This window comes from Ferrovibrio terrae, from assembly GCF_943372915.1.
In the GTDB taxonomy this organism is placed as follows: Bacteria; Pseudomonadota; Alphaproteobacteria; order Ferrovibrionales; family Ferrovibrionaceae; genus Ferrovibrio; species Ferrovibrio terrae_A.
This window is the reverse complement of the sequence record NZ_CALSAN010000043.1, coordinates 17733-29155: the sequence shown is the minus strand read 5'-3', so window position 1 is coordinate 29155 and position 11423 is coordinate 17733. Positions and strand designations below refer to the sequence as shown.

Genomic DNA, 11423 nt, shown 5'->3' with positions numbered 1-11423 from the left:
CGCGGGCCTGGGCGCGCTTCTCTTCCAACTGCCGGATAATGTCCTGCATGAAACTCCCCGTATTGGCGCTCTATGACTGGGCCGTGACACCCGCCATAGCATATCGCGCGGCGCGGCAAAATAGCTTGCGCTGCAGTGCAAAAAGTCCTGCGATAAGCAGGATTTATCAGGACTGATATATAAGCCGACTTGAGGATAAGTCGCGGCGCTCAGACCTGTCGCTGCGGCATGCGCGCTTCGGTCAGGTCGGCGCCTTCCAGCAGGGCGCGCGACATGTCGGCCTCATCCAGCCAGGCCTGTTTCAGCCGGGCGCCGCGCAGATCGGTGCTGCGCAGCAGGCTGCGCATCAGGTTGACCGGGAACGAGCGGTCGGCGCCCAGGATCAGCGGGCCCAGATCGGCGTCGCGCAGATCGGCCCGGGTCAGCTGCGCGCCCGAGAGATTGGCGCCGCGCAGATCGGCACCGCAGAGATTGCAGTCGCGCAGATCGGCATCGGCCAGCTTAGTGCCCTGCAGCGATGCGCGTTCGAGGTTGAGGCCCTGCAGCACCGCGCCATCCATGGTCGCACCGGTCAGCACCAGACCGGGCCGCGCACCGATCAGGCGCAGATCAAGCCGGCTGAAATCGAACAGCCGCCCCTGCTGGCCGCCGGTTTCGACCCACAGGCGATACAGACGGAAAGCTTCCTCGATCGGCACGCCGAGTTCGGCAAGCGGCCGGCCGCGCGGCTTGTCGTCCAGCACGCCCTGCACATCGGCGCCGCTCATCATGGTGTTGTCGAGCTTGACGCCAACCAGCACGGCACCGCGCATCTGCGCGTCTTTCAGATTGGCACCGCTGAGATCGGCACCCGAAAGATTGGCGCCCTCAAGTCGTGCTGCTGTCAGGTTGGCGCGGGTCAGCACGCAGTTGATCAGCACCGCATCGGTGAAGTCGGTGCGGCCTGCGGCCACGCCGGTCATGTTGGCACCGGTGAGATCGGCGGCCACCAGACGCGCGCCCCCAAGATCGACGGCATCATGATCGGGTTTCTTCAGCTGCATGTTGCCGCTGATATCGCGTTCGGCAATCACGCCATCGCGCATGTCGGCATCCTGCAGCCGCGCGCCGGTCAGGTCGGCACCACGCAAGGAAGCCCCGCGCAGATCGGCGCGATCCAGCCGCGCACCATGCATCACCGCGCCGCGCAGATCGGCGCCATACAGCACGGCATTGCTCAGGTTGGTGTCGGAGAAATTGGCCGATTGCAGGTTGCAGCCGGTGAAATCGGCGCCCGAGAGATCAGCGCCCGCCATGGTCAGATGCGAGAGATCGCGGAACTGAAAAATCGCCCGTTTACCGCCAGGCAGTCGCTGGCGGTATTTTTCATGGTCGGCAATGGTGGCCAATAGCTCGCCATAGCCAACCTTTGGCCGCTGTCGCTTTGATGAATCTATCCCTGCCACGTCGGACCCCCCGGCCGACATTGAGTCTCCGTATACAGGGAGTATAGCAGCGGATTCGCAGCAGGGTAGTAAAGCTTCGCTGGCGAATCATGTCTGCAGCCAGCGGCAGCATGCCTAGTTACCAGTACGTAACAATCCGAGAAAACGGGTGATGGCCTGCAGATCGGCGAGCAATCCGGTGCGCCGGGCTGCCGCCTCGGCATCCTCGCCCCAGCGCTCGGCCTGGTGCAATTCGTCGATCAGCGCCGTCCGGTGGGCCGCCTCGGCATCCAGCCGGCCATCCAGCAGGGCCAGCCCCAGCACCACCGAGCCGGCATTGGTGGTCGCCCAATGCAGCGCCGTCAGCCTGTAGGGGTCCAGCCCGGCACAGATGCGTTCCAGCCGTGCCGGCAGCTCCGCCGGCTGCGCCACCGCCATGATGCCGCTGGTGACATTGAGCTGCACATCGTAGCGGTCGCGGAACCAGTCGAGCAGCGGCTGCCATTCCGCCGCCTGACGCTCGGCCAGGGCCGCCGGCTCGCTGGCACGGTAGGCCAGCAGATCGGTGCCGCCGTAGCGCACCACATCATCGGTGGCATAGCGCGGGTCGAGACTGACACGGTCGATCGCGGTGGCGGCCAACTGCATCAGCGGCATGGTGCTGGGCCGGATCTCGGCCTGCTGGGCCGCCCACTCCGCCGCGATGGCTTCCGCCAGCGGCAAGGTGGGCAGGCGCATCTCGGCCTTGGCCGGCGTCTTCAGCAGGCGGCCATCGAGGCGGATCACGGCGCTGTCGCCATCGGGCTCCGCCGTGGCGGTCTTGTAGAAACGCTTCATGAGGCCGGCTTATAGCGGCGGGTCAGCGGCCCAGCAAGTTGCCCAGGCCCTTGCGCAGATTGTCGAGCGGCTTCTGCTCCTGCTGCGGCTGCGTGCTGCCTGTCGCAGGCTTGGTCGACGACTGCGGCACTGGCCGGCCCTCGGCCAGGGCGACGGCCTTGGCACAGGCGGTGGCGGCATCGTCGCCGCCCGAGCCCAGCGCCGGCGACAGCAGGGCCAGCGGACCCAGCGCGGCAAAGCCGGCGGCGGCGCCGATCATGCCCTTGGCCAGCGCCGCCGTATCGGGCGTGAAGCTGGGGTCGGTGAAGCTGCCGCGCACCCGCACCGGCGGCAGCGCCGCCGCCAGGCCGGTATCGCGCGACGAGGGCACCAGCCGCAGGTCGAGCTGTTCGGTGCCGAGATTGACCGTGCCGTCGCCGGTCATGGTCATGCTGCCGGTCTCGGCCAGGATCGCCTTGGGCGTGACCATGCCGTTCTTGATGTCAGCGCCGGCGACCACGCAATGCAGCTTGGTCTTCGCCGTGGCGCGGCTCAGCGCACCGACGGCATCGGCCAGACGCGGCAGCGCGGCGCGCACATACTCCTCTTTCAGCTCGCCCTCACCCACCTTCAGCACCAGCCTGCCGTTCAGGCCCGCCATCATCTGACGGACGGAAGCGGCACTGCTGCTGACATCGAGCACCAGATCGGTGGGCCCGCCGCGGCGGACGACGTCGGTGATGCCGTTCTTCTGCAGATAGTCGCTCAGCACCACGCCCTTGCCATCCAGCTTGGCGGTCATCGACTTCGCCTTGCCATTGACGGAAATGTCGCCGTTGATGCTGCCGCCGGCGAGATTGGCAATCGCCGGTTTGAGATTCAGCAGGCCATCCTTCAGCGTCAGATTCACGGCCAGGCCCTGCGCTTCCAGCATCGGCGCCTTGAACCGCTCGGCCTTGTAGGCCACCACCGCATCGGCGGCATTGAGCCCATCGAGCGGCAGCGGATCGGCGCTGAACAGGCGGCCATCGGATTTCGGCGCGGCAGCCGGCCTGGCGGCGGCCGGTGTGCTGCCGGCGGCGGCGGGCTTGGCGGCCGTTTCCTTCGGCATCAGCTGGGTGACATCCATGCTCTTTGATGCGAGATCGAATTTCACCGCCGGCTTCGCGCCGGCCAGATTGATCTCGCCGCTGCCGCCCAGGTCGCTATCGGCGATCTTCATGACAATGTTGTTCAGGCCGTAGCGCTGCGGCCCGAGATCCTTCACCTCGGCCTGCAGGCTGAGCGGTACTGCCGGGGCCGACGCGCCCGCCAGCGCGGCCAGCTTGGCCAGGTCGGGCGCCTCGGCGCTCAGCTTCAGCGCCAGCCCCTTGGCCTGCATCGGCTGGGCGATGCTGCCTTCCAGGCTGGCCTTGGCGCCAGGCAAGGTAACATTCATTTTCACCGGCCAGGGCCGGCTCGGCGCCATCAGTTCGCCCAGGCTGCCCAGCGTGCCATCGGCGGTGATGGCATTGCCGTCCACAGTGGCGACCAGCTTGGTGACGAGCTGCCCGCCGCTGGCCTGCTTCACGGAGAGTTCCGTCAGCGCCACATCGTTGCGGGCGCCGGTCTGGGCATCACGGAAGGCCAGCTTCACATTCTTCAGCGACACATTCTCGATGGTCGGGATCGTGCCGCCACCCGATTGCGCGGCCGGCGCCGGTGTCTGCGGCTGCTGCTGCGGGGCCGGCTTCTGGCCGGCAAAGTCCCAGTTGGCCCGGCCCTGACGATCCTTCTCCAGCAGGAGGTCGACGTCGTTCAGCACCAGGCTGTCGATCTTCACCTGACCGCCGATCAGGGCGATCAGATCCACCTGCGCGGTGAATTCACCGATGGTGGCCATCTGCGGCCGGGCGCCCCAGGCGGCATTGGCAAAGCTGACCCGCTTCACTCCGATGCCGAGCGGCCAGAGGCTGAGCTTCATATCCTCGGCGATGTCGAGCTTGCGGCCGGTGGCCTCTTCGACGGCGGCAACGATCTGCGGTTTGAAGCGATTCACATCGACGGTCAGCACCGCAACCACGGCAGCGGCGATCAACAGCACCAGGATCGCCAGACCCCATTTCACGATACGCATGCGGCACCTCCCTCAGGCAGCTGAAGAAGACCGGGCCGTCAATTCGACCGCCAGATCCGGAAGTTCTCCGAAGTCCTTGATTATCTTTACTGCTCCAGCTTTGAGCAGAATCTGTTCGTCATGATAGCCCCAGGCTACGCCGATGGCCGGAACGCCGGCATTGCGGGCCATCTCCATGTCGTAAGTTGTGTCGCCGACCACGATTGTCGAGGCCGCCACGGCACCCGTCTCCGCCATCGCCTGCAGCACCATGTCGGGTGCCGGTTTACCGGCGGGGACGACATCGCAGGTCTGCAGGGTGACGAAACGCTCGGTCAGGCCATGTGTCGCCAAAGTAAAATTCAGGCCGCGGCGGGCCTTGCCGGTGGCGACACCGAGCAGGAAGCCGCCAGCCTCCAGCCGATCCAGCACCGGCACCAGGCCGGGAAACAGCGGCTCTTCATGGTCAGGCTCCAGCCGCTGGGCCACGGCAGCGACCTTGTAGGCCGCGACCACGTCATCCAGGGCCTTCAGCCCGATGGGCAGCAGCAGGCGCTCAATCGCCACCTCCAGCGGCAGCCCCACCGTGCGGCGGACGCTGTCGGCCTCGGGCAGGCCCAGGCCGTTGGCGGCAAAGGCGCTGTGCATGGCGCTGACGATGTGGTGCTGGCTGTCGACCAGGGTGCCATCGCAATCGAAGATCACCAGTCTGGGCGGCTCGAAACCGGCACCGGATACGGAAGCAGGGCGTGTCATGGCCGCAGAATCGCACGGTCGGCCCGGCGCCTCAACCACTCTCAGGGGTGGAAATTTCTGCCCTGAATTCCTCTAAGAACCAGGAAAAAGGCCCCCGTCCTGCGACGGGGGCCCCGGTCTTTTCGGCCTGACGCGACAGCGTCAGTTGGTCGCCTTCTTGGCGTCGCGCGCCTTTTCGTCCTTTTTGGCCAGATCCTTCTTGGCCTGGTCCTTCTTGGCATCGGCTTTCTTCAGGTCGGCCTTGGTCTCGGCCTTCTTGGCATCGGCCTTGGCCGCATCCGCCTTGCCGTGCTCGGTCTTCTTGGTCTGCCCCACCGCCGGCGTCGCCGGGGTGGCCGGCGTGGCGGCCCCGGACACGCTCGGCTGGGCCGGGGTCGCGGGAGTCGCCGGGGTGGCGGTCTGGGCACAGGCGCCACCGGTGGCACCCCGGGCCAGCGCGCTGGCAACAGTGATGGCGGTAGCAAGGGATTTGAAACGCAGAGTCATTGTATGCCTCCTGGGGCAAAAGTGCTGGCCGGTGCATCCGCTCGGATGCCTCATGGCCGGCACGACTGAAACACTGATGCCGGATCGTGGCGGCACAGGGATGCAATCAAGGTATTGTTGTGGCAAACAGGAACCTATGAAAAAGCCGAAAAAGACCCCCGCTCCCGCCCTCAATCGACGCGCTGCCTCGCCCGCCGGCCTCACCCAGCTCGGCCACGCCGCCAGCCAGCCGGCCAGTCCCGATGCCGCCGTACTAGAGACGGTGGCCAATCCGCAGCCGGGCGTCACCTACCTGATCCGTTTCACCCAGCCGGAATTCACCAGCCTGTGTCCGATGACCGGCCAGCCCGATTTCGCCCATCTGGTGATCGACTATGTGCCGAACCGGCAGATCGTTGAATCGAAATCGCTGAAGCTGTTCCTCAACAGCTTTCGCAATCACGGCGCCTTCCATGAAGACTGCACGGTGAGCATCGCCAAGCGCCTGGTCGCCGCGATGCAGCCACGCTGGCTGCGCATCGGCGGCTACTGGTATCCGCGCGGCGGCATGCCGATCGATGTGTTCTACCAGACCGGCAAGCCGCCGGCAGACCTGTGGCTGCCCGACCAGGGCGTCGCCTCCTATCGCGGCCGCGGATAACATCCCCGCCATGACCCGCGTTGCGTTCGCTCTGCTGCTGCTCGCCGGTTTGGCCGGCTGCGGCGTCGAGACCAGCGTGCGCGACCTCAACAAAAGCCTGTATCGCACCTTCGGCGGCGGCAGCGATGCGCGCCAGCGGCCGGTGGATACCAGCAGCAGCGCCGGCACGCCGTGTTTCAGTGCCGAGACCGGCCTGCTCTACACCAGCCAGACCGGCCGCTGCGCGCCCGGCTATGCCGCCATCGGCATCGATCAGGCCGCACAGCAGTTCCAGGCTTCGACGCAGCGCGCGCCGGTCGCCGGCCGCAGCGCGCCGGAGATCGCGCCCATGCCATCCCGCAGCGTGGCACCGGCCACAGCCGGAACGTCCGCTGCTCCGGGAACGGTTGGCGCGCTGCCGCAATCGAACGTGCCGCCATCGGGCCCTGGCGGTGTGCCCAGCCAGCCCTATCGCAGCAACGAGGCGCGCGTCGGCGAAGGCATCTTCGCGCTCTGCTACAACGACACGTCAGGCCATGTCTTCGAGGCGCCGAGCTGTCCGCCGGGCAGCCGCTGGATCAACAGCGACGAGGCTGAACTGCTGCAGCGCGCACAGCTGGCCGAGGCCTCCTGGTGCTTCTTCCCCGGCCGCAGCGTGCTGTATCGCAGCCGCGCCTGCCGGCCGGGCGATCAGAAGCTGAACGTCGCCGAGGCCGACCGCGTGTGGGACACGCTGCCGGCCGACCGGCGCACACGGGCGCGGCCATCGGCCACCGGCGGCGGCGTGATGCCGGTGCCCGCAGTGGATGCCGCGCCACGCGGCGGCGTGAATGCTACGCCGCTGCCCGCGCCGCGATAGCCGCTGCATCCGGGATCACCAACGCGAAGCGGTCGTTCAGCGCCGCAAGCGTGATGCGATGCATTTCCTCAGCCTTGATGGTGCCTGTCCCCATCGGGTCCGGCAGGTCGCGATCGGCGCAGGCCTTGGCAACCACGATACCGCGATAGCCATGATCGATGGCGCTGCGTGCCGTGGCGCTGATGCACATATGGGTCTGGAAACCGGCGATGATCAGTTCCTTGCGGCCCAGCTCCTTCAGCACAGCATCGAGGTCGGTGCCGGCAAAGCTGTTGGGCAACCCCTTGGTGACGATGCGCTCGCCATCCTTCGGCTGCACGCCGGCAATGAAATCGGCCTTCGGACCCTCGGGGTTGAACAGCGCACCGCCCGGGCGGCCATGATGGCGCACATGCACGACAGGCGCACCATTGGCGCGCGCCGCGGCCAGCAGTCTGCCGATCTCGGCCACTGCCGCGTCCATGCCGGTGAGCGGCAGGCCGCCATCGGCGAGATATTCATTCTGGTGGTCGACCAACAGCAGGGTCGACTTTTCCCAGGCCACCGGGATGCCGGCGGCGCCGGCCATTTCAAGCAGGGTCTTCGGGCGGGTCATTTCACATACTCCAGACAGGACTAAAGGTGTGGCACAGGTTTAGCCGCTGGCGCCCTCTGTGCATATTCCATAAGATCGCGCCATGGCTCTGCAAAAACGCACAGATGACCTCGACTGGAACGACCTGCGCTATGTGCTGGCGCTGGCCCGCCATGGCAGCCTGTCGGCCACGGCCCGTTTCCTGAACGTCAACCACGCAACGGTGTCGCGGCGCATCGCGGCCCTGGAGGAGACGCTGGGGCTGACGCTGTTTCAGCGCCGGGCCCGCGGTTATGTGCTGACCCCGGCCGCCGCCCCGGTGCTGGCCGCCGCCGAACAGATCGAGGCGCCGCTGCTGCGGCTTGGCCGGCTGGGCGATGCGAGCCGCGGCGAACAGATTTCCGGCACCGTGCGCATCACCTGCACCGAGGGCGTCGCCAGCCATACGATTGCGCCGCAGCTGACCGGCCTGCGGCAGCGCTGGCCGGCGCTGCAGATCGAGATCGCGGTCGAGCACCGCTCGCTCAGCCTGGCGCGGCGCGAGGCCGATATCGCGATCCGCTGGGCGCGGCCCAAGACCGGCGAACTCTATGCCAGCCGGCTGGGCGCCGTGCCCTACCGGCTGTTCCGCAATCCGGCCGCGCCGGACCGCACGGCTGTCGCAGCCTTCGATGAAAGCCTGGCCGACCTGCCGGAATCGCTGTGGCTGAAAAAGTCGGGGCTGAAGCAGACGATCCGCAGCAACAGCATGCTGCCGCTGGTGGCCGCCGCCCGTGCCGGCGCCTGCGCCGTGCTGCTGCCGGAATATATCGCGCGGCAGTATCCCGAACTGGCGCCCGAACCGGGCAAGCCGCCGGTGACGCGGGAATTATGGCTGGTGCTGCATCGCGACCTGCGCAACACGCCGCGCGTGCGCGCCGTGGCGGATTATCTGGCAGACGGGATCAAACGCGCACTGCGCCAGCCGGCCTAGTGCAGGCCTTCCTTCTGCAGTGAGCGGCGGAAGCGCCGCAGGCCCCACCAGACCAGCAGTGCCACCACCGGGATCGCCACGCCGATCGCGATTTCCTTGTCGACCGGCAGGCCGACGGCATGCAGCGCCTGGGCGGCATAGCCCACCAGCCCGACCACGTAATAGGTGATGGCGGCAACCGACAGGCCCTCGACGGTTTCCTGCAGCCGCAGCTGCAGCCGTGAGCGCTGGTTCATCGTATCGAGCAGCCCGACATTCTGCCGCTCCAGCGCGACATCGACGCGGGTGCGCAGCAGGTTGGCCATGCGGGTGGCGCGGCGCGACAGGCCTTCGATCCGCTCGGCCATGGTGATGCAGGTGCGCATCGCCGGCGACAGCCGCCGCTCCATGAACTCGCCGATGGTGGGCATGCCTTCGATGCGGGTCTCGCGCAGTTCAGCGATGCGGCGCTCGACCAGGGCGTGATAGGCCCGGCCGGCGCCGAAGCGATAGGGTGTTTCCACCGCCAGGGTCTCGACCTCGGCGGCGAGGCCGGCCAGTTCCAGCAGCAGGCTCTGCTCGCTTTCATGCTCGACATCGACCATGCGGCCGGACAGCTTCGCCAGTCCCTGCTCCAGCGCGGTGATGCGCGGCGCCACCTGCTGCGCCAGCGGCAGCGCCAGCAGCGCCATCATGCGATAGGTCTCGATATCCAGCAGGCGCATGACAATGCGGCCGCGCTGGGCATCGGTGAGCGCGCCGCCATGCAGCACGAAGCGCACGGCATCATCGGCGCCGAGATGGAAATCGGTCCAGACCGTGGCATGACCGCTGGCCACCCGGCTCGCCACCATGGTCGGGCCATCAAAAATGCTTTCCAGCTGCGCCTGCCCCGGCACGGCCTCGCCGGCATCGAGCACGGTGACATCGGCAGCCACCATCAGCCTGCCCGGCAGCGCATCGAGCCAGCCGGCCGGCAGCGGCAGATCGGTGGCAGGCCGGTCCAGCGCCGTGCCGGCGCTGCGCGGCAGATACAGCGTGTAGGTCGAGAATTCGGTGCGCCGTTCCCAGATCAGGTGGGCGAGATCCGAGAGGGCAACAGCAACATGCTTGGTGCCCGGTTCGGGCTCGGCCATACCACAGCTGCGGCACAGGGCTGCGAGATGGGCATGCTCGGCGGCGCCATCTTCCGGTTTCAGCATCATGGCCAGATGCAGCACGCGGGCTGGTGCCGCGAGCGGCAGCGGCGGCCGGGCATGCACCTCGGCGGCCAAGCCACCGCGCAGCGGGTGCGCGCGGCTCCGCAGATCGTCGGGCAACAGTGGCGGCGGGGTTATTCTTCCAGCCATGCGTCGGCGCTCTTGTCGAGCGTGAGGCCGAGGAAGTCCCAGGTGGCGGCCATATGCGGCGGCAGCGGCGCACGGATTTCCAGCTTGCCGCCATCGGGATGCGCCAGCTTGATGCCGCGCGCATGCAGATGCAGCTTGCGGCTGACACCACCGGTGAGGAAGGCCTCGGCACCACCGTATTTGCCGTCGCCGACGATCGGCGTGCCGATGGCGGCAGCATGCACGCGCAGCTGATGCGTGCGACCGGTGAGCGGCGCCATGCCGAGCCAGGCGGCGCGACGGCCGGCCGTTTCGATGGTGCGATAGAGCGTGACGGCATTCTTGCCGTCTTCCTCATCCGCCACCATGCGTTCGCCGGCAGCGCCGGGCAGCTTGGACAGCGCCAGCTCGATCTTGCCCATGCGCTGGATCGGCACGCCCATCACCAGCGCCCAATAAAGCTTGTGCGCATCGCGCTTGCGCAGGGCCTCGGCCAGTTTCGCCGCCGCCGATGCACTGCGCGCCAGCAGCAGGACGCCGGAGGTATCCTTGTCCAGGCGATGCACCAGGCGCGGCCGCTCGGCATTGCCGAATTTCAGGAAGCCGAGCAGGCCGTCCAGATGCTCGGTCAGGCCGGTGCCGCCCTGGGTGGCCAGGCCGGCCGGCTTGTTCAGCACGATCACGGCGTCGTCCTTGTGCAGGACGGCAGCCTCCAGTTCGGCGATGCGCTCCGGGCTGGCCTTGGCCGGCTTGGAGACCCGGGGTTCATCGTCCTTGGGCGGATCGCCAAGCGGCGGAATACGGATCGCCTGCCCGACTTCCAGCCGGGTTGCTGCCTTGGCGCGACCGCCATCGATGCGAACCTGGCCGGTGCGCAGCAGCTTTTCCAGCTTGGCATGGCCAAGCCAGGGGAAATGGCGCTTGAACCAGCGGTCAAGACGCAGGTCGGCTTCGTCGGCACCGACGGTACGGGTGGTAACCTGGGACATGGGGGACACTCTAAGACGGACGGATCGACCTGTCAGCGCCAGACGCGGCGCACGGTATCCTTTTCCTTGGGTTCTTCCTGGACTGGCGGCGGGTTGGCGGCGCGCTCGCGCGCCTTCTCGGCCTGACGGTCGATCCATTCCTGCCGCATCTGTTCATGGCCCTCGATCGACTGCACCTCAAGCTCGCATTCCTGCGCGGTGCTGAAGATGATCTGCCGGGTCACGTTCTTGTATTGCGCCAGCTTGGTATAGAAGCAGTCTTCGCGCTTGGGCACGCTGCCCGGTGTGTAGAAGACCTGCTCCTTCGGCGTGAGAATCACAAAACTGTAGAGCCCCGCTGCGACCAGAAGCAGCAGGGCAAGCAACCCAACGACACTCAGCTTCTGCAACACGGAGAAGCGCTCCATGAATGAGGCCAATGGCGTCTTGGCCGACGATCTGCTGAGGGGCTGTGCCATCGTTTTAAGTTTATACCATAATTATGGGCCGGTCAGCGTAAGAGCTTGGTTAACGCTGCCCGTGCTG

At 67.1% G+C, this 11423-nt stretch carries 12 protein-coding genes; 3 read left to right on the top strand and 9 right to left on the bottom strand.

Going from position 1 to position 11423, the window contains the following annotated elements; translation table 11 throughout:
* Window positions 1–209: 209 nt before the first annotated feature.
* The 5 genes from AAG821_RS20245 to AAG821_RS20225 form a co-directional block, all read right to left on the bottom strand.
* Window positions 210–1388: a pentapeptide repeat-containing protein gene (locus tag AAG821_RS20245; RefSeq protein WP_341915572.1), complete on the bottom strand. Its 1179-nt coding sequence runs from the start codon at window positions 1386–1388 to the stop codon at window positions 210–212.
* A 171-nt stretch (window positions 1389–1559) separates the two neighbouring features.
* On the bottom strand, window positions 1560–2261 hold the full coding sequence (locus tag AAG821_RS20240) for an ATP12 family protein (protein WP_341915570.1): 702 nt from the start codon (window positions 2259–2261) through the stop codon (window positions 1560–1562).
* A 22-nt stretch (window positions 2262–2283) separates the two neighbouring features.
* Window positions 2284–4356, bottom strand: a complete 2073-nt coding sequence (locus AAG821_RS20235) for an AsmA family protein (protein WP_341915569.1) — start codon at window positions 4354–4356, stop codon at window positions 2284–2286.
* A gap of 12 nt (window positions 4357–4368) precedes the next feature.
* Complete coding sequence (locus AAG821_RS20230) at window positions 4369–5091, bottom strand: HAD-IA family hydrolase (protein WP_341915568.1); 723 nt, start codon at window positions 5089–5091, stop codon at window positions 4369–4371.
* Between the two features lie 141 nt (window positions 5092–5232).
* On the bottom strand, window positions 5233–5577 hold the full coding sequence (locus tag AAG821_RS20225; RefSeq protein WP_341916417.1) for a hypothetical protein: 345 nt from the start codon (window positions 5575–5577) through the stop codon (window positions 5233–5235).
* A gap of 136 nt (window positions 5578–5713) precedes the next feature.
* Between AAG821_RS20225 and queF the strand changes: the two genes are divergently transcribed.
* Window positions 5714–6217: a preQ(1) synthase gene (queF, locus tag AAG821_RS20220; protein WP_341915565.1), complete on the top strand. Its 504-nt coding sequence runs from the start codon at window positions 5714–5716 to the stop codon at window positions 6215–6217.
* Window positions 6218–6227: 10 nt separating this feature from the next.
* Window positions 6228–7055 (top strand): hypothetical protein, encoded by an 828-nt coding sequence (locus AAG821_RS20215; protein WP_341915563.1) that lies wholly within the window; start codon window positions 6228–6230, stop codon window positions 7053–7055.
* Here AAG821_RS20215 and AAG821_RS20210 read toward each other — a convergent pair.
* A complete protein-coding gene (locus tag AAG821_RS20210) occupies window positions 7030–7650 on the bottom strand; it encodes a cysteine hydrolase family protein (RefSeq protein WP_341915562.1) in 621 nt (206 codons plus the stop codon). The genes AAG821_RS20215 and AAG821_RS20210 overlap by 26 nt on opposite strands.
* Before the next feature lie 82 nt (window positions 7651–7732).
* Between AAG821_RS20210 and AAG821_RS20205 the strand changes: the two genes are divergently transcribed.
* Window positions 7733–8602, top strand: a complete 870-nt coding sequence (locus tag AAG821_RS20205; RefSeq protein WP_341915560.1) for a LysR family transcriptional regulator — start codon at window positions 7733–7735, stop codon at window positions 8600–8602.
* Here the strand turns inward: AAG821_RS20205 and AAG821_RS20200 are convergent.
* The 3 genes from AAG821_RS20200 to AAG821_RS20190 are packed head-to-tail and all read right to left on the bottom strand — an operon-like array spanning window position 8599 to window position 11305.
* The gene (locus AAG821_RS20200; RefSeq protein ID WP_341915559.1) at window positions 8599–9930 is read right to left on the bottom strand and encodes a DUF3422 domain-containing protein; all 1332 of its coding nucleotides are present in this window, start codon (window positions 9928–9930) and stop codon (window positions 8599–8601) included. The two genes, AAG821_RS20205 and AAG821_RS20200, sit on opposite strands and share 4 nt — an antisense overlap.
* Window positions 9915–10898: an RluA family pseudouridine synthase gene (locus AAG821_RS20195; protein ID WP_341915558.1), complete on the bottom strand. Its 984-nt coding sequence runs from the start codon at window positions 10896–10898 to the stop codon at window positions 9915–9917. The genes AAG821_RS20200 and AAG821_RS20195 overlap by 16 nt, the downstream gene beginning before the upstream one ends.
* Before the next feature lie 32 nt (window positions 10899–10930).
* A complete protein-coding gene (locus tag AAG821_RS20190) occupies window positions 10931–11305 on the bottom strand; it encodes a hypothetical protein (RefSeq protein WP_341916415.1) in 375 nt (124 codons plus the stop codon).
* Between the last annotated feature and the right edge of the window lie 118 nt (window positions 11306–11423).